Origin of the sequence: Streptomyces sp. NPDC102451 (assembly GCF_044765485.1) — a bacterium.
In the GTDB taxonomy this organism is placed as follows: Bacteria; Actinomycetota; Actinomycetes; order Streptomycetales; family Streptomycetaceae; genus Streptomyces.
This window is the reverse complement of record NZ_JBIWKD010000014.1, coordinates 18,979-40,003: the sequence shown is the minus strand read 5'-3', so window position 1 is coordinate 40,003 and position 21,025 is coordinate 18,979. Positions and strand designations below refer to the sequence as shown.

Sequence of the window (21,025 nt, the reverse complement as noted above, 5' to 3'; positions counted from 1 at the left end):
GGCCTGTGGCTCTTACAGGGTGTACGGGGGATCGGGGCACGGCTGTTGCCAAGCTGATGCAATGCAACCGGGTGCAAGCCCCCGCATAAGGTGGACGGCATGACAGATCAGTCCCAGCTACCGGAGGACGATATTCCGGTCAAGCCGACCTCGGCCTCCCGGACCACCCTCAGCCACATCATGACCGGCAACGACACCAACCTCCTGGGTACGGTGCACGGCGGCGTGATCATGAAGCTGGTCGACGACGCGGCGGGAGCGGTCGCCGGCCGGCACTCCGGCGGACCCGCCGTGACGGCCTCGATGGACGAAATGGTCTTTCTGGAGCCGGTCCGCGTGGGTGACCTTGTTCACGTCCGCGCCCAGGTGAACTGGACGGGCCGCTCCTCGATGGAGGTCGGCGTCCGCGTCATGGCCGAGCGGTGGAACGAGTCGACCCCGGCCCAGCAGGTCGGCAGTGCCTATCTGGTGTTCGCCGCGGTGGACGAGGAGGGCAAGCCGCGCCGCGTACCGCAGGTGGCCCCGGAGACGGAGCGCGACAAGCGGCGCTACCAGGAGGCCCAGATCCGGCGTACGCACCGCCTCGCCCGGCGACGCGCGATCAAGGAGCTGCGGGAGCAGCGGGCCGCCGAGGGCATCGACGACTGACTCCGGCCGCATGACCCCATGCCCCACCTCCGAACCCCGCGTCCTCCGCCGGCTACGGCCGCGCAGCCGATCGGCGGGGGACGCGCAGCCGTTCCAGCAGCGCGTCCTCGGCCTGCTCGGCGCCGGGCTCCTCCCAGAACGTCACGGGAACCCCTCTGATGTGACGGCCCAGGGGGTCCAGCACATGCCCGGCGATCTTCAGCTGCCAGAGGGCCACCGCCCGGTCCGCGACGGTGAGCTCGGGGAAACGGTCCGCCAGCCTGGCCTCGAACGCGCCGATGTCCTCGGCGGAGCGCAGCCACACCGTGAGCATCAGATTGTGCGGCCCGGTCAGCGACGCGCAGAGCCGCGTCTCCCGCATGCGGATGAGCTGGGAGGCGATGCGCGAGGCCTCGCCGGCCGGGGCGACGCCCCAGAGCGTGACCGAGATCGGCCAGCCGGAGAGGTGGCGGGCCACCTCGCAGCGGTAGATCAGGGCGTCCTGCCGGTGCATGCGGTCCAGCCTGCGGCGCACGGTGGTGGGGCTGACCCCGAGGCGCTCGGCGAGCCGGGCGGCCGGCTGGCGGAAGTCCTCGCTCAGCAGCAGGTAGAGCCGGGTGTCCAGTGCGTCCGGGGCGGGCAGCCCACGCCGAGGCATGGCGGGCGCCCGGTCCTTGGCCAGCATGTCCTGGCTGTCCGGGTCCAGCCGGTCCAGCCGCCAGCGGCTGCCCTCGGTGTGGACGGCGGTCGCCGTCTGGGACCGGGTGGCCGACACCCCGGGCAGCAGGCCGAGGCGGAAACCGACGTAACGGGCCAGCGTCGCCAGGTCGGGGAAGGCGGCGGTGAGGACCAGGTCCCGGGCGCCGGTGACGTGCTCGATGGTGATCAGATGCGGATCGTCCGCGATCTCCGCCGCCACCTCGTGCAGCGCCCCGGCCGCGCAGTCCACCTCGATGAACGCGATGATCGGCACCGCCGGCCCCACCGCCACCGTGTAACAGCTGAGCCAGGCGTGCCCCGCCTCCGTGAGCCGGTTCCAGCGGCGGGCCGCCGTCGAGGCGTCCACCCCGAGGACCTTCCCGATCTGGGCCCACTCCGCCCTGGGGGAGGTCTGGAGCGCGGTGATGAGGAGGTAGTCCAGCTCGTCCAGGGGCTCGGGCTGTTCCGTGCGCAGCAGGCGCTCGGGGAGCCCGGTGGATTCATGCGTCGAACGGCTCATGGGGAGCGCTTTCCTGCGGACGATCATGGGTGAGGGGTCTCGCTCTGCACGATACGCCCATGTCTTTGCTCCACGAGGCCCGTGACCTCGCCCCCGCCCTGACCGAACTGCGCCACGCCCTGCACCGCGAGCCGGAGCTCGGCCTCGACCTGCCGCTGACCCAGGCAAAGATCCTCGCCGCGCTGGACGGACTGGGCCTGGAGATCCGGACCGGTACGGCACTGAGCTCCGTGACCGCCGTGCTGCGCGGCGGCCGGCCCGGCCCCGCCGTCCTCCTGCGCGGCGACATGGACGCGCTCCCGGTACAGGAGGACACCGGGCTCCCGTACGCCTCCGTCGTCGACGGCCGGATGCACGCGTGCGGCCACGACCTGCATGTCACCGGGCTGGTCGGCGCCGCGCGGCTGCTGGCCGCCCGGCGGGAGGAGCTGGCCGGGGACGTGGTCCTCATGTTCCAGCCCGGCGAGGAGGGCCAGGGCGGCGCGCAGATCATGATCGACGAGGGTGTCCTCGACGCAGCCGGGGAGCGCGTCGTCGCCGCGTACGCCCTGCATGTGATCTCCACCGGCGCGCCCACCGGCTTCGCCGCGACCCGGCCCGGGCCCATGCTCGCCGCCTCGGACGCGGTGGAGGTCATCGTGCGCGGGCGGGGCGGGCACGGCTCCTCGCCGCACTCCGCCGCCGACCCGGTGCCCGCGATGTGCGCCATGGTCACCGCGCTCCAGACGGCCGTCACGCGTGAGATCGACGTCTTCGACCCGGCCGTCGTCACGGTCGGCAGGATCGAGGCGGGCACCGCGGCCAACGTCATCCCGGAGACCGCCCGGTTCGCCGCCACCGTACGGACCTTCTCCGACGCCTCCCACGCACGGATACGCGCCGCCTTCGAGCGGACCGTGCACGGGGTGGCCGCGGCCCACGGGGTGAGCGCCGAGATCGACTACGTCGAGCAGTACCCGCCGACCGTCAACGACGCGGAGGAGGCGGCGTTCGCCCTGGAGACCGCCCGGCAGGTCCTGGGCGAGGGGCACGTCTTCGAGGCGCCCGAGCCGATGGCCGGGGCCGAGGACTTCTCCTTCGTACTCCGGAAGGTGCCCGGCGCCTTCGTCGGCCTCGGTGCCTGCCCGCCCGGCACCGACCCGGCCACCGCCCCGATGAACCACTCCGCGCAGGCGGTCTACGACGACGACGCCCTGCCGCACGCCGCCGCCCTCCTCGCCGGCCTGGCACTGCGCCGGCTCGGCACACCGCTGGAGCCCGGTGCCTCCGCCGAGGCCACGCCCGCCCCCTCCCCGCAGGAGTAGCCCCATGACCGCCACCGCCACCCCGCCGCCGGACGCCCCGGCGGGCCGGGAGCCCCTCCCCGCGTCGGTCACCGCCGTCGTCGGCCTGCTCGTCCTCTTCGAGGTGACCAGCGGCTTCCTGCAGGTCGGACTCGCCCCGCTGCTGCCCGACCTGGCCGACCACCTGGGCATCGGCTCGGCCGCCCTGAACTGGGTCGTCTCCGTGCAGCTGCTGGCCGCCGCCGTCTGCGTCCCGCTGTTCGGCCGCCTCGGTGACCTCCACGGCCACCGGCGGATGCTCCGTATCGCCCTGGCGGTGATCGCGGTGGGCACCCTCGTGGTCGCGCTCGCCCCGGACTACGGCACGCTCCTCGCCGGCCGGGTGCTCCAGGGCCCGGTCGCCGCCCTGCTGCCCCTGGAGATCGCCCTCGTACGGGACAGGCTTCCGGTCGCCGACGCGCGGCGGGCCATCGCACGTCTGGTGGGCGCGCTGACGCTCGGCGCGATGGCCGGCGGGGTCGTGATGGGACTCGTCGACTCGGCCTTCGGCAACCTGCGGCTGACCCTGCTGGTGCCCGCCGCGCTCGCCGTGATCTGTGTGCCCGTCTCCTTCGTCGCGGTGCCGGAGTCCCGGAACAGGGCCGGCGGCCGGGTGGACCGGGCCGGGGTGGTGCTGCTCGGCGGCGCCATGGTCGCGCTGCTCGGCGGGGTCTCCGGGGCGGACGGCGGATCCTGGGGTTCCGCGCGGGTCCTGGGGCCGGTGGTGCTCGGTCTCGTGCTGCTTGCGGTGTGGGTGCTGGTGGAACTGCGCAGCCCCGAGCCCCTCGTCGACGTACGGGCACTGGCCGCCCGGACCACGGCCCCGTTCTACTGCGCGGCGTTCCTGTTCGGGGTCTTCTACTTCGGGAGCCAGGCGCCCAACTCCACGTTCTACGCGGCGGACCCCGAGGTCACCGGGTACGGCTTCGGGCTGAGCGCGCTGTCCATCTCCCTGGTCCTGCTGCCGGGGGCCGTCGGCAGCGTCATCGGTTCGCTGGGCACGGCCGCCGTCGCCCGGCGGATCGGCTACCGGCCCACGTTGATGGTGGCCTTCGGGCTGGTCGCCCTGACCTTCCTGCAGTTCGCCTTCCTGCACGAGGAGCTCTGGCAGATGGCGGCCGGGTCCGCGTTCACCGGCCTGGGGATCGGGCTGGCGCTGGGAGCCATGCCGACGGTGATCGTCGAGGCCTCCGATCCGTCCAGGACGGGCATTGCCGCCGCCCTCTACAACAACGTCAAGACGCTGGGCGGGGCCGTGGCGGGCGGTGTCTTCGCCGCCCTGCTCGGCGCGTTCCTGTCGGCCTCCACCGGCGAACCGGGCGAGGGCGGCTACACGGCCCTCTGGCTGGCCGCCTCCGCCGCGGCGGTCATCGCCCTCGTGGCGACCGCGTTCTCGCGGCGCCGCGAGGGGTGACCTCGCCCCGCGGCGCCGGGTCCAGGTCAGGGGCAGACCACCTGGTCGCCCGTCACCGTGCCGAATTCGCCACTCTGCGGGTTCTCGGCCTTCACGCGCTGCACCTTGGTGAAGTCCGCGCCCGCCGCGACCTTCATGGTCCCGCCCTGCCCCTTCACCGCCCTGAGCTCGCACCCGGGCAGCGCGGCGGCCAGGGACTTCGCCGACCGGTCCCAGCGCGGGTCGTAGGTCACCAGCGTCCGCTGAAGGTCGTGCGGCCCGCCGTTCAGCGGGGCGCGGGTGGTGTTGAACCCGGTGGAGCGCAGCGCCTCGTCGAGGTCCTGGCCGAGCCCGTCCTTCGGCGTCCCGTTGTAGACCTGCACCCGGATCTGCTCAGGGGCCACGTCGACGAGCGTCGCCTTGGGCTCCTTCGGCACGTGCGGGGCCAGCGGGCGGTCCTCGCGCAGGGCCTGGAACATGTCCTTCGACTTCTCGGCGTCCCACTTCACGGTGGAGCCGATGCCCTTGACCGGGAAGCCCTTCTCCTCCAGCGGTACGGTGGCGAATTCGGACGAGGCCGGGGTGAAGCCGCGCATGGCCTTGCCGAGCTCCAGCATCTCGTCCGTACCGAAGCCCTTGTCGGCGCGTACCGATTCGAGCATCGACGACGCGACCTGCTGGAACTTCATCGGGTTCATCAGCACACCGCTGCTGGTCGTCTGCTTGACCAGCGCCGCCATGAACTTCTGCTGGCGCTGCATCCGGCCGAGGTCGGCCGCCCCGTCCAGGTGCCGGGAGCGTACGTACTGGAGCGCCTGGCCACCGTCCAGCTTGTGGGTGCCGGCGGTCAGGTCCAGGCCGGTGTAGGAGTCCTTGAGCGGCTTCGCGGTGCAGATCTCCACCCCGCCCAGGGTGTCGACCGTCTTCATGAAGCTGGTGAAGTCGATCTCCAGGTAGTGGTCGATCTTGACGCCCGTCATCTGCTCGACGGTCCGCACCGTGAGGTGGGGCCCGCCCTCGGCGTACGCGGCGTTCAGCTTCACGGGGTGGGGGGAGTGCTCCTTGCCGGTGGTGGCGTCGGTGTGGGCGGGGAGCTCCGCGTAGCTGTCGCGCGGCAGGCTGACGACGCTGGCCCGCTGCTTGTCGGCCGAGACGTGGACCAGCATGAGGGTGTCGGTGCAGTGGCAGGGGGCGCCGCCCAGCTTGTACTTCTTCTTCTCGGCCGCGGTGATCCTGTCGCGGCCGTCGGTGCCGACGAGCAGGAAGTTCATGCCGTGGCCGCCCTGGGGGCGGTTCTTCATGTCCTTGAACGGGTCGACCCGGTCGATCCCCGTCTCCAGACCGCTCACCACGGCATGGCCGATGCCGCCGGCGCCGAGCACCAGCACGGACAGCCCGGTGGCGATCCGCATGCCCCACCGGGGTGGCGGCTTCTTCCTCCCGGTCCGGTTCCGCCGCGTGGCACGGCCACCGGCTCCGGGCTGCCGTGAGGGCCTGCGCTGCGGGGAAGCTGTGCGGGGGTGCGGTGGACGGGGCGATCGGTGCGGCGTGGGCACGAGGGACACCTCCGCGGTGCGAGTGGGACTTTCGCACGGTAGGCCCATACGATCTGCAGACCGGCAGGAGACCCGGCGGCGCGCGCCGCTGTCCCCCGTTCGCGGTAACGTGGCGGCCGAATCACGCCGCCTCCTGGGGTGCGAAATCCCCCGGAACCCTGGCACCCCCGAGGACCCCCCGAGGACCACATGTCTGCCGCGCAGTACCCCGCCGTCTCCGTGATCATGCCGGTGCTCAACGAGGAACGCCATCTCAGGAACTCGGTCCGGCACATCCTGGAGCAGGAGTACGCCGGTGAGATGGAGGTGGTGATCGCCCTCGGCCCCTCGAACGACCGTACGGACGAGATCGCCGCCGAGCTGGTACGGGAGGACTCCCGGGTCCACACCGTCCCCAACCCGACCGGCCGCACGCCCGCCGCGCTCAACGCCGCGATCAAGGCGTCACATCACCCGATCGTGGTACGGGTGGACGGCCACGGCATGCTCTCGCCGAACTACATCGCGACCGCCGTCCGCCTCCTGGAGGAGACCGGCGCGCAGAACGTCGGCGGCATCATGCACGCCGAGGGTGAGAACGCCTGGGAGGACGCCGTCGCCGCGGCGATGACGTCGAAGATCGGCGTGGGCAACGCGGCCTTCCACACCGGGGGGAAGGCGGGCCCGGCCGAGACCGTGTATCTGGGCGTCTTCCGCCGAGAGGCGCTGGAGCGCGCCGACGGCTACAACGTGGAGTTCATCCGCGCCCAGGACTGGGAGCTGAACTTCCGCATCCGCGAGTCCGGCGGCCTGATCTGGTTCTCGCCGGAGCTGAAGGTGCAGTACCGCCCGCGGCCCAGCATCCGCGCGCTCGCCAAGCAGTACAAGGAGTACGGCCGCTGGCGCCACGTCGTGGCCCGCTACCACTCGGGCTCGATCAACCTGCGCTACCTGGCCCCGCCCACCGCGGTCTGCGCGATAGCCGCGGGCATCGTCGTAGGGGCCGCTGTCACTCCGTGGGCGTTCGTCGTGCCCGCCGGGTACGTCGCGGCCATCGCGGCCGGGTCGCTGCCCGCGGGCAAGGGCCTGCCGCTCAAGGCCCGGGCGCAGATCCCGGTGGCGTTGGCCACCATGCACATGTCCTGGGGGTACGGCTTCCTGACCAGCCCCCGCTCGCTGGCGAAGCGGGTCATCGCCAGCCGCCGCCCGGCCGTGCGGGAGCAGACGGTCTGACCGCCGTACCCGCGGGAAGCGGGGAAGGGCCCCGCCGGTGACGGCGGGGCCCTTCCGGTACGTACGACGTCACCAGGTGAAGCCCGGGTTGACGTGCATGCACGCCTCCTCGTCCGCGCCGTTGAGCGGGTTCGCGGATTCCGGTGTCTTCTCCTCGGCGTCCTTGGCGGGGTACGCCTCGTCCTTGCGCCAGTCGGCGCCCACGGACAGCACGATGCCCGAGACGTCGGTCGACTTCTTCACCTGCGACACGGGGATCCCGAGCGCCTTGGCGACGGCCTGCGCGTCGCCCTCCAGGTCCGCGCTGGGGTACAGGATGCCGGTCCTGGCGGCCGCCTCGACGTTCTGCGAGTCGATCGACGCCTTGGTGAAGCCCGCCTCCGTGAGCAGGTCCTTGACCGTGGTCGCACGGCCCTGGACCGGACCGAGGGCGTCCGTGGAGGTCGCGTTGCGCACGCTCACCCCGATCTCGTCGGTGGGTGCGGCCTGGTCCTTGACGACGGGCGTCTTGCGCTTGGACGCCTTGCCGTCGAGCGGGATGTCCTCCCGGATCATGCGGAAGACCTGCTCGGCCTCCTCGGCCTTCGGGTACACCCGGCCGCTGAACTGCCCCGTGCCGTAGACGTTCGGCATGGTCGTCATGGTGATGCGGTCGGTCGGGGCCTTCTTGAGCTCCTCGGCGAGGTCGTACAGCTTCTTGACCGTGTCGAGGCCCTTGTCGACGGTCAGCGCGCTGGTGGCCGCCTCGGCGAGGTCCATCAGCTTTCCGGGGTCGGTGAGCTTGGTGCCCTTGCGCAGCTCACGGACCATCGAGTTCAGGTACTGGTGCTGGGCCTTGGTCCGGCCGAGGTCGGTGTTGTCCTCGAAGCCGTACCGGGTGCGCAGCCACTGGAGGGCCTGCTTGCCCTTGACGGAGGTCTTGCCCTCCTCCAGCTTCAGCCCGGATCCCTTGCCGGTGCTGGTGTGCGAGTAGACGTTGGCGTCGACACAGACCGGGACACCGCCGACCGCGTCGGCCATGGAGACCACGCCCGCGAAGTCGATCATCATGAAGTGGTCGATGGTGATGCCGGTGAGCTCGTACCAGGCGGCCACCGTGCAGCCGGGGCCGCCGCGGCCCAGGCTCTCGTTGGTCTGGACGTCGACCGTGCTGGCCGGGTAGACCTTGTCGGACTTCGGGTCGGTGCACTTGGGCATCTTCAGCATGGTGTCGCGCGGCATGCTGAGGACCGAGATGTTGCTGCGGTCCGCGGAGAGGTGAAGCAGCATCTGCACGTCGGCGAGCGGCGTGCCGCCGAAGGTCTCCTTCGCGCCGCCCAGCTTCTGGTTGGCCTCGGAGTCCCGGGCGTCGGAGCCGATGAGCAGGATGTTCAGAGGTGTCTGCCCGGCTGCGTTGGCCTTGTGGTCGGCCATCGCCTTGTCGCCGAGCGTCAGGTCCTCTTTCCTGATGTTGCCGTTGAGGTGCTTGTAGTACAGGTAACCGGCGCCGCCGGTGCCGAGTATCAGCAGCGCGAGAACGGACGCCACCCAGCGCAGGACACGTCGTTTGCCTCCTTTGCCTTTGCCGGCGGCGCGCCGTCGGTCGGCACGTGCCGGTCCCTGGCCGCTCCCGGCGGGGGTGGAGCGCTCCCGTCGGCCGTGGCCCCTCGGCCTGGCGCCGTCGGAGGCCTCACCACCGCTCCGTTTTGGCGGCCCGTCGTGCCGGCCACGTGGCCGTGTCCCCTCCCCGCGCGTACTGCTCCGTCCCACCAGGACCCCCCTGCTCCTATGAATTCCGCTGTGGCGCGAGGACCCGTCGTCACTTCGCGCATTCCGCCTTGTCGGCGCTTGCCCTCTGAATGTCTTCCGGCGCCTTCGCCGGACCGGTGACGGGCACCCCCGCGCCCTCGAAGTCCGCTCCCAGGGTCAGCACCATCGGCTGGAGCCCTTCGCTGCCGGCCGTTCCCTGCTTGAGCGCGGTGGCCGGCAGGCCCATGAGGTCCGCGAGCGCGCGGGCCTGGTCGGCCTGCTCGGGCGCGTAGGCCAGCGTCGTACGGTCGATCTTCGCCGGGGCGTTCGCCTTGTTCGTGGCACCCGTGACGCCCTGTTCGTCCTGAAGCCAGGTGACGGTCTCCGCCGCCGCGCCGGTGATGTCGCCGCCGTTGAGTACGTCGACACGGATGTCGGCGGCCTCGGCCCTGCTGCCCTGGAGGACCGCTTCCTGCTTGTCCTTGGCCGCCTGCTCCTTCTTCTTCACCTCGGTGAGGGAGGTGTCGGAGCGCATCATCGAGAACAGCTGCTGCGACTTCTGCGGGTCCACGACCACGGTGACCGGCGTCGGCTCGGCCGGGTTGTCCTTCACCGGCATCGTGACGAAGGTGATGTTCTCGGTGTCGATACTGCCGAGCTCCTTGGCGAGCGAGGTCAGCTTCTTGATCGACCCGATGCCGGAGTCGACGGTGAGCGCCTTGGTCGCCGCGTCGGCGAGCTTGAAGAGCTTGCCCGGGTCGGTCAGGGTGTCGTCGGACTTCATCCGACGGATCATCGAGCCGATGAACTGCTGCTGGACCTTGATCCGGTCCAGGTCGCTCTGGTTCCCGAAGCTGTGCCGGGTACGGACGAAGGCCAGCGCGTCCTCGCCCTGGATCGTGGACTCGCCCGCCGGCAGGGCGAGGTGCGAGTCCGGGTCCTTGACCGCTTTGTCCAGGCAGACCTTGACGCCGCCGACCGCCGTGGAGAGCGTCTTGACCGCGTTGAAGTCGACCATCATGAAGTGGTCGACCGACAGACCGGTTATCTCCTTGACCGTGCGCATCGTGCACCCGGGGTCGCGCCCCTCCTGGCCGAGGCTGACGTTGAAGCGCACGTTCTGCGAGCCGGGTATGTCCTTCTCCGAACCGTCCGCCTGCTTGGTGGTGCAGTCGGGGACATTCGTGATCAGGTCCCGGGGGATGCTCATCGCCGTCGCGTTGGTGCGGTCGGCGGAGACGTGGAAGAGGATGTTGGTGTCGGCGTGGCCCGTGCTGCCCTTGTCGCCGTAGCCCTCGTTGCCCTCGCCGGTCCGCTTGTCCGTGCCGATGATCAGGATGTTGAGCGGGCCGTCGGCGGCGACGCTCTTGCTGCCGGCGTCACCGACGTCGACGGTGGCGAGGTTGCCGTTGAACTTCTGGTAGAGCGCGTAGGCCCCCGCCGATCCGGCGACGACCACGAAGGCCATGATCCCGCCGGTCCACAGCAGGACCTTCTTCCGCCGTGATGTGCGGGGCTTGCCTCCCCGGCGGGCGGCCGGCGGTGTCCGGTCCCCGCCGCCCCCGGTCGTACGGCGGCTTCGCTGAGCGGGTACCGCGACGCGGGATTCACTCCGGCCGGCGGACGGATTCGGGGTACCGGAAGGGCTGGACGACTCTGTTCCGGAGTGGTTCAGTCGCAATTCGTAATTACCGGTCCGCGGGTTGAGTACCCACTGGTCGGCGGGGTCGATTTCGTCCGCCCGCCCACGACTATGCGCGTCCACGGTTTCCTGGATCCTCCGTCGGTCCCACGCGAGACGCCTCCCCCGGCAGGGCGCTCGGTTGTCCGTTCCGGCCGTGCGCGGTCTGGTCGCCGCGAGCACCGGATCGCGTCACACTATCCGGCGGAATCGACCACAGGGGGCGCGCGTGACACATTCCACGCTCTTTACAACCGGGCATTCTGCCTATTCCGCTCCGATTGTCGTCCATCTCTTGGGAATTGCTTTACGAGCCGCACAGGTCGTCCGCAGCATTCGACCCCGAATACGTGGGCGCGGGGGTCGGGCTCGCATCCGTATCGCCGGACTTTCGGCCGGACGTGTCGTTCCCGGAGCTGTGATCCGTCTGTGAATCCCCGGATTCGATTTCCTCGGGAGGGACGACGGTGACTACTTCGTCCTTGCGCAGCTGCGCGAACAGCTGGTCCGCGTCCGGCTGTACGAGCTCGTCGCGGTTCGGGTTGGCGGGGTAGGACCGCCGGGGCACGGTCAGGAACTGCACCTTCTCCGTCGGGACGTTCCGCATCCCGCGCACCAGGTCGTACAGGTCCCTCAGGGAGTCGAGGCCCGGGTCCGTGGTGAGCGACTTGGTCGCCGCGTCCAGCACCGGGTAGAGCCGCGTCGGGTTCAGCAGCACGCCGTTGCTCTGCATCTTGTTGACGAGTGCCCCCAGGAACTTCTGCTGACGGTCCATGCGCTCGGTGTCGCTGCCGTTCCCGATCGACTTACGGGCCCGCACGTATCCCAGGGCCTCCTCGCCGTCGAGCTTCTGGCGGCCCGCGGGGAGCTTGAGATGGGCGTCGGGGTCGTCGACCGGCTCCTTGAGGCAGACCTCCACACCGTCCACGGCGTCGACCATGTCCTTGAAGCCGTTGAAGTCGATGACCATGTGGTGGTCGACGCGGATGCCCGTCATCTTCTCGACCGTACGGATCGTGCAGGCCGTGCCGCCGAGCTCGAAGGCCGAGTTGAACTGGGCGAACCGCTTTGTCGTGGCCTTGCCGTCGTCCGTGTGGCAGCTGGGGATCTCGGCCATCAGGTCGCGCGGGATGGACACCGCCGTCGCGCTCCCGCGGTCGGCCGCGAGGTGCAGCAGGATCGTGGTGTCCGAACGCTGGCTGCCGCCGTCGTCACGTCCGTACGCGCTGTTGTCGCCGGAGCGGGTGTCGGAGCCGATGAGCAGGATGTTCTGCGCGTCACGCGCGATCGGCCGGGGGCGCTCCTTCTCGTACGCCTTGAGCTCGGCGGCCGCGCTCGTGTCGGTCGTGATGTTGCCGTCGAGCTTCTTGTACAGCCACCAGCCGACGCCGGCGGCGACCAGCACGAGCAGGGAGGCGGCGAGCGCGGTCCAGCGGAGCCAGGGGCGTCCGCGGCCCTGGGGCTCGCGCGCGGGCCGCTCACCCCAGGTGCCGTCCGGGGCCCCGCCGTCGCTCCCGTCCGCCCCCGAGCCTCTGTCGCCCCCGGACGGGGGCACGGCGGCGTCGTCCTCGGGGGCCGCCCCGGCGGCGTCCCGCGGTCCGTCCGCAGGCCCGCCCCCGGCCGAGTGGTCCGGGCGGTCCGGGTCGGCCGGGGTGCCGGGGCTGTCGCTCACGTCTGCGTCCATCCTTCACGTTCGGCGGCGCGATGGGCCGCCGGTCGCAGGAGTAGACGGCTGAACCTCACGCTTGGTTGTGCATTCAGGCGGCGTTCTCGGCGGTGCTTCGTACCGCCCGATCATGTACCGCCGCCGGTGCGCAGTCGTGAGGGCTCGGCCCGCCGTGGGCCGGACGGGTGGCGTTCGGAGCGCTTGTCATACCGCGGTGCCGGTGATCCGCTCGCTTTCGGCGCGCTTGGCCAGCCCGTTCTCGTCCAGCTGGTCCAGATGGCGGCAGAGGACCACGGAGCCCCCCGCGGCCAGCGGGGCGAAGAGTCCGGCGGACAGCCCCTCCCAGGTGTCGTACGTACGGCCCGTCAGGAGCCTGGACCCCTGGCCGAGTCCCAGCTCCGCCGCGTCCTCGCGGGCCCGCGCGACCAGCTGGTCCGCCGTCAGGACGACGCCGCCCACCGAGAGCGCGGGGGCCGCCGGGTCCACCGGGGCGTACGGGGCGAAGCGGTCGCCCTGGCCGGGCACCTCCACCGCGTAGTCCGCGAACCCCTCGGGGGGCCGGGGGAAGCGGCCGCCCAGCGGACGCAGCGCCAGCGCGACCCGCTCACCTCGGCAGGCACGGGCCCGGTCGAGCGTGTCCGGTCCGCTGACGACGAGGTCGGCGGAGGCCGGGTCGCCCTGCACCTCGGCGACGACCCCCACCGAGGAGCAGGCGAGCAGCCAGACGGCCGACTGCCAGTGCGCGGGGAGCAGCAGGGCGAGCCGGTCGCCCGGCTCGGCGGCGAGGTCGCCCTGGAGCAGATTGGCGGTCTTGGCCACCCAATTGGCGAAGGTGGCCACCGACAGTTCGACGCGCTCTCCGGTTGCGTCGTCGTAGAAGGTGACGAGGGGGCGGCCGGGGTCCGCGGCGAGCGCGGATCGCAGCAGGTCGGCGGGGGTGCGATCGCTGGCGTTCATCCGCGCAAGGGTACGCGGCGGGCGCCGGCCCGGCAGGGCGTGACGAGTGCCCCGTACACCGGTTCGGCAGACGGTGCGTCAACTGGTGGCGGCTTTACTCCAGTAGCCGGGAATGCCGGACTCTGTCAAGGATTTCCTGTATGCGTGCACTTCTTGCAACCTCGATCGGCGTCACCTGCGCGACGGCACTCACCCTCCCGCTCGCCGCGCCCGCTTCCGCCGCCCCCGTCCAGGCCCCGGTCCCGCGGGCGCCAGCGGCCGCTCCCGCCGAACCCGTGGGCTCGACCCAGTCACTGCGCCTCCGGCCGCTCACCGACGCGGTCCCGCGGACCACCGGCAAACCCACCGAATCCATGAATCCGGCAGCCGCACAGGGGCTGCTGCGACGTGACTCGCACCGCTTCTCGCTCGTCGGCGTGGTCTGGGACGACGCCGACGCCGAACTGCACGGCACCGTCCAGGTCCGCACCCGGGCGACCGGCACCACCAGGTGGTCGGGCTGGCAGTCCCTGGAGACCCACAACACCGACCACGCCGCCGACTCGGGCAGCCCCGAACGCGAATCGGGCACGGTGCGTGGCTCCACCGCCCCCCTCTGGGTCGGCGACTCGGACGGCGTCGAGGTACGCGTACGGTCCGAGACCGCCGGACCCCGGAGCGGCCCTCCCGACACCGCGCCCCTCCCGGCGGGCCTCCGGGTGGAGCTCGTCGACCCGGGCGACGACCCGGAGCCGTCGACCGCCGAGGCCACCCCGGCGGCAGGCACCCCGACGGCGGGCACCCCGTCCGCCGTCACCCAGCCGGCGGGCACCGCGACGCCCGCGACGGCCTCGGCCGCCCAGGCCGGCGCGCTCCCGGAGTCCGCGGGCCTCAGCATGGCCGCGGCCGAGAGCTCCGCGGTCAACGCCGACCTCGCGCCGCTCGGTGCCGCCGAGATCCCCGCACTGAGCAAGGCCGAGTCGGAGGAGCAGGCGGTCGTCGGAGCGGGCGCCAAGCCGTTCGTGGGACCGCGCCCGCGCATCGTCACCCGCAAGGGCTGGGGCGCCGACGAGAGCCTGCGCGAACGTGCCTTCGCGTACACCTCGACCGTCAAGGCCGCCTTCATCCATCACAGCGCCACCGGCAACAACTACACCTGCGCCCAGGCGCCCTCCGTCCTGCGCAGTATCTACCGCTACCACGTCAAGAGCAGCGGCTGGCGCGACTTCGGCTACAACTTCGCCGTCGACAAGTGCGGAAACATCTACGAAGGGCGCGCCGGAGGCGTGACGAAGGCGGTGCTCGGCGCCCACACCCTCGGTTTCAACTCGAACAGCATGGGCATCGCGGTACTCGGGACGTACAGCTCGAAGAACCCGCCCGCGGCCGCGGTCACCGCCATCGCCAAGCTCACCGCCTGGAAGCTCGGCCTGTTCGGCCGCAACCCCAAGGGGAAGGTCACGCTCGTCTCCGGCGGCAGCGGGAAGTACAAGAAGGGTGCGAAGGCCAAACTCAACGTCATCTCCGGGCACCGCGACGGGTTCGCAACCGAATGCCCAGGAATCCGTCTTTACAACAAGCTCGGCACGGCGCGGACCAGTTCGGCGAAGCTGCAGGGCCGCTGACCGGGAGGTTCCGAACGGTCTGCATACACTGGCCAGCCGATACGAGGCCCGGCCCCAGCAGGAAGCAGAGACGGTGCTGTGACAGAGGCAAAAGAAGCGATCCTCCTGGTCGGTGGCAAGGGCACCCGGCTGCGCCCGCTCACGGTGCACACCCCGAAGCCGATGGTCCCGGCGGCGGGGGTGCCCTTCCTCACGCACCAACTGGCGCGTGCCAGGGCGGCCGGGGTGGAGCACATCGTGCTCGCGACGTCCTACCTCGCGGAGGTGTTCGAACCGTACTTCGGTGACGGTTCGTCGCTCGGCCTCTCCATCGAGTACGTCACCGAGGACGAACCCCTCGGTACCGGCGGAGCCATCCGGAACGTGGCGTCGCGCCTGGCCTCGGGCCCGGACGAACCCGTCATCGTGTTCAACGGGGACATCCTCACCGGCCTCGACATCCGGGCCCTGGTCGCGGCGCACGCCACCTCAGGGGCGGACGTCTCCCTGCACCTCACCAGGGTGGAGGACCCGCGCGCCTTCGGTCTCGTACCGACGGACGCCACGGGCAGGGTGACGGCCTTCCTGGAGAAGCCGCAGACCCCCGAGGAGATAGTCACCGACCAGATCAACGCGGGGGCGTACATCTTCCGCCGCTCCGTCATCGACACGATCCCGGCCGGCCGGCCGGTCTCCGTGGAGCGCGAGACCTTCCCCGGCCTGCTGGCCGACGGCGCACATCTCCAGGGCATGGTGGACTCCACGTACTGGCTGGACCTCGGCACCCCGCAGGCGTTCGTCCGCGGCTCCGCCGACCTGGTCCTCGGCCGCGCCCCGTCCCCCGCGGTCCCCGGCCGCTGCGGCGACCGGCTCGTCCTGCCCACCGCCTCGGTGGCCGCCGACGCCAAGCTCACCGGCGGCACGGTCATCGGCGAGGGCGCCCTGATCGGCGAGGGCGCCAGGATCTCCGGCTCCACCGTGCTGGACGGCGCCGTCGTGGAGCCGGGCGCGGTGATCACCGACTCGCTGGTCGGAGCCGGCGCCAGGATCGGCGCCCGCTCGGTGCTCACGGGCGCGGTGATCGGCGACGGCGCCCAGGTGGGAGCCGACAACGAACTGCGGGACGGGATCCGTGTCTGGTGCGGCGCGGTCCTCCCGGACGCCTCGGTCCGCTTCTCGTCCGACCAGTGACCCGGCCCCTCCACCCGCTGAAAGGTCCGCGTCGGCCTTACCCTCGATAGGCACCCCCGACGACCGAGGACCTCACCCGTGGCAGGACGCTTCGTACCCCGCACCACCGCCGTGCCCCGGCAGGATCCGGGGTCCGGTGCCGGCGCCGCGTCCGCCACGCCGCGGACCCGGACGTGGGCCCCGCCGGGCCCGTTCGACCTGCGGCTCGTCCTGAGCCCGCTGCGGCGCGGCCCCGCGGACCCCACCTACCGTGCGCTGCCCGACGGATCCTTCTGGCGGGCGACCCGCACCCCGGCCGGCCCCGGCACCCTGCGCGTCTCCGCGTCCCGGGACGGCAGCGTCTCGGCGGCTGCCTGGGGCCCGGGCGCGCAGTGGCTCCTGGACGGACTCCCGGCGCTGCTCGGCGCGGACGACACCCCGGACGACTTCCGGCCGCGCCACCGGCTGCTCGCCCTGACCCAGCGCCGCCGGCCCGGGCTGCGGCTGCTGCGCACCGGGCTGGTCATGGAGTCCCTGATCCCGTCGATCCTGGAGCAGAAGGTCACCACCGACGAGGCCTACCGCGCCTGGCGGCTGCTGGTCCGCACCTACGGCACCCCAGCGCCCGGCCCCGCCGACGTGACCTTCGGCACGTACGGCCTGTACGTCATGCCCGACGCCAGGACCTGGTCGCTGATCCCGTCCTGGGAGTGGCACCGCGCGGGCGTGGACGCCAAACGCTCCGCCACGATCCTGCGCGCGGTCCGGGTGGCGCGGCGCATGGAGGAGGCGGCCGCCATGGAACTCCCCGAGGCGACGGCCCGGCTCCAGCTGATCCCGGGCATCGGCCCCTGGACGGCGGCGGAGACCCTCCAGCGCTCGAACGGCGCGGCGGACGCGGTGACGGTCGGCGACCTCCATCTGCCGGGCATCGTCGGCCACGCACTCGCGGACAACAGGAACGCCGACGACGAGGAGATGCTGGCCCTCCTCGCCCCGTACGAGGGCCAGCGCCACCGGGCGACGCGTCTGATCATGCTCTCGGGCCACACCCCGGCCCGCCGTGCCCCCCGGATGACGCCACGCGACATCGCCCGGCTGTGAGCCGGGCGGCTCGCCTCAGCGGACCTCGATGAACGCCCCCGCGTCCCGGGCGGGCCGTGCCGGCGGCGTCCCCTTCGGGTGCCCCACGGCCACCGCGCCCAGCGGATCCCAGGAGTCCGGCAGGTCCAGCACCTCGCGCACCACGGACCGGCAGAACATCGTCGAGGAGACCCACGCCGAGCCGAGGCGCTCACCCGCGAGCGCCACCAGGAAGTTCTGCACGCCCGCACCGGCCGCGACCACGAACATCTCGCGCTCCGCGGTGTCCCGGCGCTCGTCCCCGTAGGTGTGCGAGCCGTCCATCACGAGGCACGGCACCGCCAGGTACGGCGCGTCGCGCAGGACATCGCCCCGCCGCACCCGCTTGGCGACCGACTCCTCGCTGCGCCCGTCGCGCCGCAGATCGGCGATCCAGGCGTCCCGCATGGCGTCCAGCAGCCGGTGACGCGACTGCTCCGACTCCAGCAGGACGAACCGCCACGGCGTGGTGTGGTGGGGCGCCGGAGCCGTCACTGCCGCCGCCACCGCCCGTCGTACGGCCCCGGGGTCGACCGGTTCGTCCGTGAACTCCCGCACCGTGCGCCGGAGGTTCAGCGCTTCCCGCACCGCCTCGGACGTACCCAGCCGGAACATGTCGTCGGCCGCGACCCGCACCATCGCGCGGGCACCCTCGTCCTCGGAGGCGTCCGCCACCACATGGGGGAGCCCGCGCACCACCGCGACCGGCAGCCCGGAGGCCTTGCCCTTCACCAGGTCGCCGGCCGAGGCCAGTTCGTCGGCCGTGGCCACGACGGTGGCGCTCAGCGGATTGCCGTACCCGTCGGTGCCGCCCCGCAGATCGTCCAGGACCCTGACCCCCGCCGCTCCGATCGCCACGTCCGTGAGGCCGTTGCGCCAGGGGCGGCCGAAGGTGTCCGTGACGACGACCCCGACCTCGACCCCGAGCGTGTCCCGCAGGCCGTCGCGGATCAGCCGGGCCGACGCGTCCGGGTCCTCGGGCAGCAGAAGCACCGTCCCGGCCGGGGTGTTCGAGGCGTCGACCCCGGCGGCGGCCATGACGAGCCCCTGCCGGTTCTCGACGATCCTGAGCGTCCCGCGCCGGGCGACCACCCGGACGGTCTCGGCGTCGATCGCCGCCTCCCGGTCCGTGGCCTCGACGATCCGGCCCTCAGCCTTGGAGACGATCTTCGAGGTGACCAGCAGGACATCACCGTCCACCAGACCCGGCTCGGTGGCGGCGATCAGCTTCGCGAGGTCGTCACCCTTGTGCACCTCGGGCACCCCGGGCAGCGCCCACACCCGGTACGAGGGCGCCGTGCCGGCCGGTCCGCCGCTCATGCCCGTACCTCCTCGGCCAGCGCCAGGGCCTGCCGGGCCATCTCGGCGGTGGCGTCCACGTCCGTCATCATCAGCGGGACGGCGCGGCAGCGGATCCCCGCCGCCTCGACCTCGCCGACCACTGCCTCGTCCACGCTGTCGACGAGCCAGCCGTCGAGCAGCCCCGAACCGTAGTGCTGGGCGACGGCCGCGGCGGTGGACTCGACGCCCACCGCAGCCAGCACCTTGTCGGCCATGCCCCGCACGGGCGCGTCACCGACGATGGGGGAGAGCCCGACGACCGGGACCCCGGCCTCGGCGATCGCCTCCCGGATGCCGGGCACGGCGAGGATGGTGCCCACCGACACGACGGGGTTCGACGGCGGGAAGACGATGACGTCGGACGCGGCGATGGCCTCCAGCACCCCCGGCGCGGGCTTGGCCTGCTCCGCGCCCACCGGCACGACGGCCTGCGCGGGCACGGAGGCGCGCAGCTTCACCCAGTACTCCTGGAAGTGGATGGCCTTGCTCTCGCCGTCGACGTCCACCGCCACATGTGTCTCGACGCGGTCGTCGGACATGGGGATCAGCCGGACGCCCGGCTTCCACCTGGCGCAGAGGGCCTCGGTGACCGCGCTCAGCGGGTAGCCCGCGGCAAGCATCTGCGTACGGACGATGTGGGTCGCGAAGTCACGGTCGCCGAGGCCGAACCACTCGGGCCCCACCCCGTACGCCGCGAGCTCGTCCTTGACCCGGAAGCTCTCGTCGGTACGCCCCCAGCCCTGCTCCTCGTTGATGCCCCCGCCGAGGGTATACATCACGGTGTCGAGGTCGGGGCAGACCTTCAGTCCGAACAGATGGATGTCGTCGCCGGTATTGCCGATCACCGTGATGTCCGCGTCGGGCGCGGCCTGTTTGAGGCCACGCAGAAAACGAGCACCACCGATACCGCCGGCCAGAACCACAATGCGCATGAACGACAGTCTGTCAGGCGGAGCCTGATCGTTGTGGGGCGGTGGCGGAGCCTCAGGCCGGGACGACGTCGTCGGCGGCCGTGGCGCACCGGGCCGAATACATCGGCATGTCGGTCAGGCCCGGGAAGTAGACGTGCAGGCTGACGGCCGGTTCCAGCGAGTCGTTGACGACCTCGTGGACGTACCCCGGGGCGAAGACGCGCTGCGCGCCCGCCCCCAGGGCCTGTGCCCCGCGTGCCGTGTGCTCGGTCAACTCGCCGTCCAGGACGGTGAGTACGCCGGAGGAGAGGCCGTGGTCGTGGCGGCCGCTGCCCTGGCCGGGGACCCAGCTCAGCAGCCATACCTCGTAGCCCGGCCCCGTCTGCAGCCGGTGGTACCAGCGGGTGGTGGTGTCGTACCGGACGAGCGGCGCCCACCGGCCGCGGTCGGCGGCGATGGAGCGGGCGAGTCCGACGAACCCGGCCACGGTGGAGGGGTGGGGGCTGGCCGGCTGGAGAAGGTGCTGGACCTCAAGGATGTCGCCGGCGATCGAAAGGTCGCTGTCGCTGTTCATGGGTGCGGTGGTTCCTCGGCATGTGGGTGCGCGTGCGGGGGGTCCCCGAGCCTGGGGTGACCGGAATGCGATGAAACGAAGCTGGATCGGAGCTGGAGCGCGAGGGCTTCAACAGCTGTGACAGCTGGAACAGCAACAGCGGGCCTGGACAGCCGTACGGAACCCACGGGTGTGGGCCTGGTACGTCACTGCGGTCGCGTGCATGAAGTCAAGGAGACCGGGTGGATCCGTCCCCTGTCAACTCAATGCCCGATTTGGCGGCAATGTTTCACCCCATCCGGTTGCGCCTAATGGAGAAAGGTTTTGGCACCCCTCGCAGGGGCAAGGTGGCGCATCAACCGCTTCCGTAAACGCGGTTGAAAGTCCGTGACCCTACTGTGATCTTGGTCGCTTCGGTGATCGAATCGAAACATCGGGGCCATCCCACTCGTCTCACTCGGTGAGAAGCGGAGCCGGATGACGCCGATGGCATATGTCAGGTTTTTGGTGATTTGAACACTTAGCGCATACGCTTGGTTCCGCAGAGTGAATACCAAGGCCAATAGCAGATCTTCGCTTGACTGGCCCGAAGCTACACACTTGTAATTTCACTCGTGTCGTTCGGCCGTATCGATAACGGCCGCATCACGGGACGCAAGAGACAGACGAGGGGCGCACATGACCGAGCTGTTCCAGCAACTGCTGGTCGAGGACGCGGACGAGGAGCTCGGCTGGCAGGAGCGCGCGCTGTGCGCCCAGACCGATCCCGAGTCCTTCTTCCCCGAGAAGGGCGGCTCCACCCGCGAGGCCAAGAAGGTCTGTCTCGCCTGCGAAGTCCGCTCCGAATGCCTTGAGTACGCCCTCAACAACGACGAACGGTTCGGGATCTGGGGCGGCCTCTCCGAGCGCGAGCGGCGACGTCTGAAGAAGGCGGCCATCTGACGCCGCACACCCCGGACGCCGGGACCGCGATGGCCTGGGAGC

General features: G+C 71.5%; 17 protein-coding genes. 8 read left to right on the top strand and 9 right to left on the bottom strand.

The genetic code is table 11. From position 1 onward, the window contains the following. Positions 1-99: 99 nt before the first annotated feature. Positions 100-648 (top strand): acyl-CoA thioesterase, encoded by a 549-nt coding sequence (locus tag ACIRD8_RS26860; protein WP_403996643.1) that lies wholly within the window; start codon positions 100-102, stop codon positions 646-648. 52 nt (positions 649-700) lie between these two features. Here ACIRD8_RS26860 and ACIRD8_RS26855 read toward each other — a convergent pair whose 3' ends face one another. Then, positions 701-1,846, bottom strand: a complete 1,146-nt coding sequence (locus tag ACIRD8_RS26855; RefSeq protein ID WP_403996640.1) for an Lrp/AsnC family transcriptional regulator — start codon at positions 1,844-1,846, stop codon at positions 701-703. A gap of 59 nt (positions 1,847-1,905) precedes the next feature. On the opposite strand from ACIRD8_RS26855, the gene ACIRD8_RS26850 reads away from it, so the two are divergent. Beyond that, the gene (locus ACIRD8_RS26850) at positions 1,906-3,150 is read left to right on the top strand and encodes a M20 family metallopeptidase (protein WP_403996637.1); all 1,245 of its coding nucleotides are present in this window, start codon (positions 1,906-1,908) and stop codon (positions 3,148-3,150) included. A 4-nt stretch (positions 3,151-3,154) separates the two neighbouring features. Then, entirely contained in the window at positions 3,155-4,582 is a 1,428-nt protein-coding gene (locus tag ACIRD8_RS26845; protein WP_403996634.1) for an MFS transporter, read from the top strand. Between the two features lie 26 nt (positions 4,583-4,608). On the opposite strand, the gene ACIRD8_RS26840 is transcribed toward ACIRD8_RS26845, so the two are convergent. Beyond that, positions 4,609-5,973, bottom strand: a complete 1,365-nt coding sequence (locus ACIRD8_RS26840) for an LCP family protein (RefSeq protein WP_403996631.1) — start codon at positions 5,971-5,973, stop codon at positions 4,609-4,611. A 333-nt stretch (positions 5,974-6,306) separates the two neighbouring features. Between ACIRD8_RS26840 and ACIRD8_RS26835 the strand changes: the two genes are divergently transcribed. Beyond that, positions 6,307-7,329, top strand: a complete 1,023-nt coding sequence (locus ACIRD8_RS26835; protein ID WP_403996628.1) for a glycosyltransferase family 2 protein — start codon at positions 6,307-6,309, stop codon at positions 7,327-7,329. A gap of 69 nt (positions 7,330-7,398) precedes the next feature. Here ACIRD8_RS26835 and ACIRD8_RS26830 read toward each other — a convergent pair whose 3' ends face one another. The 4 genes from ACIRD8_RS26830 to ACIRD8_RS26815 all read right to left on the bottom strand — a co-directional run bounded on the left by ACIRD8_RS26830 (position 7,399) and on the right by ACIRD8_RS26815 (position 13,361). Then, the gene (locus ACIRD8_RS26830) at positions 7,399-9,078 is read right to left on the bottom strand and encodes an LCP family protein (protein WP_403996625.1); all 1,680 of its coding nucleotides are present in this window, start codon (positions 9,076-9,078) and stop codon (positions 7,399-7,401) included. Positions 9,079-9,127: 49 nt separating this feature from the next. Beyond that, entirely contained in the window at positions 9,128-10,822 is a 1,695-nt protein-coding gene (locus tag ACIRD8_RS26825) for an LCP family protein (protein WP_403996622.1), read from the bottom strand. 223 nt (positions 10,823-11,045) lie between these two features. Further along, positions 11,046-12,422: an LCP family protein gene (locus ACIRD8_RS26820; RefSeq protein WP_403996619.1), complete on the bottom strand. Its 1,377-nt coding sequence runs from the start codon at positions 12,420-12,422 to the stop codon at positions 11,046-11,048. Between the two features lie 186 nt (positions 12,423-12,608). Beyond that, positions 12,609-13,361, bottom strand: a complete 753-nt coding sequence (locus tag ACIRD8_RS26815; RefSeq protein WP_403996616.1) for a TIGR03089 family protein — start codon at positions 13,359-13,361, stop codon at positions 12,609-12,611. A gap of 140 nt (positions 13,362-13,501) precedes the next feature. On the opposite strand from ACIRD8_RS26815, the gene ACIRD8_RS26810 reads away from it, so the two are divergent. From ACIRD8_RS26810 to ACIRD8_RS26800, 3 genes are all read left to right on the top strand, one after another. Continuing rightward, the gene (locus ACIRD8_RS26810) at positions 13,502-14,965 is read left to right on the top strand and encodes an N-acetylmuramoyl-L-alanine amidase (RefSeq protein ID WP_403996613.1); all 1,464 of its coding nucleotides are present in this window, start codon (positions 13,502-13,504) and stop codon (positions 14,963-14,965) included. Positions 14,966-15,043: 78 nt separating this feature from the next. Continuing rightward, on the top strand, positions 15,044-16,135 hold the full coding sequence (locus ACIRD8_RS26805) for a sugar phosphate nucleotidyltransferase (protein WP_403996610.1): 1,092 nt from the start codon (positions 15,044-15,046) through the stop codon (positions 16,133-16,135). 78 nt (positions 16,136-16,213) lie between these two features. Further along, entirely contained in the window at positions 16,214-17,218 is a 1,005-nt protein-coding gene (locus ACIRD8_RS26800; protein ID WP_403996607.1) for a DNA-3-methyladenine glycosylase family protein, read from the top strand. A 15-nt stretch (positions 17,219-17,233) separates the two neighbouring features. Here ACIRD8_RS26800 and ACIRD8_RS26795 read toward each other — a convergent pair whose 3' ends face one another. The 3 genes from ACIRD8_RS26795 to ACIRD8_RS26785 are packed head-to-tail and all read right to left on the bottom strand — an operon-like array spanning position 17,234 to position 20,062. Beyond that, positions 17,234-18,556: a coenzyme F420-0:L-glutamate ligase gene (locus ACIRD8_RS26795; RefSeq protein WP_403996604.1), complete on the bottom strand. Its 1,323-nt coding sequence runs from the start codon at positions 18,554-18,556 to the stop codon at positions 17,234-17,236. Further along, the gene (gene cofD / locus ACIRD8_RS26790; protein ID WP_403996601.1) at positions 18,553-19,509 is read right to left on the bottom strand and encodes a 2-phospho-L-lactate transferase; all 957 of its coding nucleotides are present in this window, start codon (positions 19,507-19,509) and stop codon (positions 18,553-18,555) included. Before cofD ends, ACIRD8_RS26795 begins: the two co-directional genes overlap by 4 nt. Positions 19,510-19,561: 52 nt before the next feature. Continuing rightward, positions 19,562-20,062 (bottom strand): cysteine dioxygenase, encoded by a 501-nt coding sequence (locus ACIRD8_RS26785; RefSeq protein WP_403996598.1) that lies wholly within the window; start codon positions 20,060-20,062, stop codon positions 19,562-19,564. Between the two features lie 657 nt (positions 20,063-20,719). On the opposite strand from ACIRD8_RS26785, the gene ACIRD8_RS26780 reads away from it, so the two are divergent. Further along, positions 20,720-20,983, top strand: a complete 264-nt coding sequence (locus ACIRD8_RS26780) for a WhiB family transcriptional regulator (protein ID WP_031093859.1) — start codon at positions 20,720-20,722, stop codon at positions 20,981-20,983. The last annotated feature ends 42 nt before the right edge of the window (positions 20,984-21,025 follow it).

Excerpts from the sequence above, each read along its gene's own strand:
- ACIRD8_RS26860 (WP_403996643.1), top strand. The coding sequence starts at position 100 with ATGACAGATCAGTCCCAGCTACCGGAGGACGATATTCCGGTCAAGCCG.
- ACIRD8_RS26855 (WP_403996640.1), bottom strand. The coding sequence starts at position 1,846 with ATGAGCCGTTCGACGCATGAATCCACCGGGCTCCCCGAGCGCCTGCTG.
- ACIRD8_RS26850 (WP_403996637.1), top strand. The coding sequence starts at position 1,906 with ATGTCTTTGCTCCACGAGGCCCGTGACCTCGCCCCCGCCCTGACCGAA.
- ACIRD8_RS26845 (WP_403996634.1), top strand. The coding sequence starts at position 3,155 with ATGACCGCCACCGCCACCCCGCCGCCGGACGCCCCGGCGGGCCGGGAG.
- ACIRD8_RS26840 (WP_403996631.1), bottom strand. The coding sequence starts at position 5,973 with ATGCGGATCGCCACCGGGCTGTCCGTGCTGGTGCTCGGCGCCGGCGGC.
- ACIRD8_RS26835 (WP_403996628.1), top strand. The coding sequence starts at position 6,307 with ATGTCTGCCGCGCAGTACCCCGCCGTCTCCGTGATCATGCCGGTGCTC.
- ACIRD8_RS26820 (WP_403996619.1), bottom strand. The coding sequence starts at position 12,422 with ATGGACGCAGACGTGAGCGACAGCCCCGGCACCCCGGCCGACCCGGAC.
- ACIRD8_RS26815 (WP_403996616.1), bottom strand. The coding sequence starts at position 13,361 with ATGAACGCCAGCGATCGCACCCCCGCCGACCTGCTGCGATCCGCGCTC.
- ACIRD8_RS26810 (WP_403996613.1), top strand. The coding sequence starts at position 13,502 with ATGCGTGCACTTCTTGCAACCTCGATCGGCGTCACCTGCGCGACGGCA.
- ACIRD8_RS26795 (WP_403996604.1), bottom strand. The coding sequence starts at position 18,556 with ATGAGCGGCGGACCGGCCGGCACGGCGCCCTCGTACCGGGTGTGGGCG.
- cofD (WP_403996601.1), bottom strand. The coding sequence starts at position 19,509 with ATGCGCATTGTGGTTCTGGCCGGCGGTATCGGTGGTGCTCGTTTTCTG.
- ACIRD8_RS26785 (WP_403996598.1), bottom strand. The coding sequence starts at position 20,062 with ATGAACAGCGACAGCGACCTTTCGATCGCCGGCGACATCCTTGAGGTC.
- ACIRD8_RS26780 (WP_031093859.1), top strand. The coding sequence starts at position 20,720 with ATGACCGAGCTGTTCCAGCAACTGCTGGTCGAGGACGCGGACGAGGAG.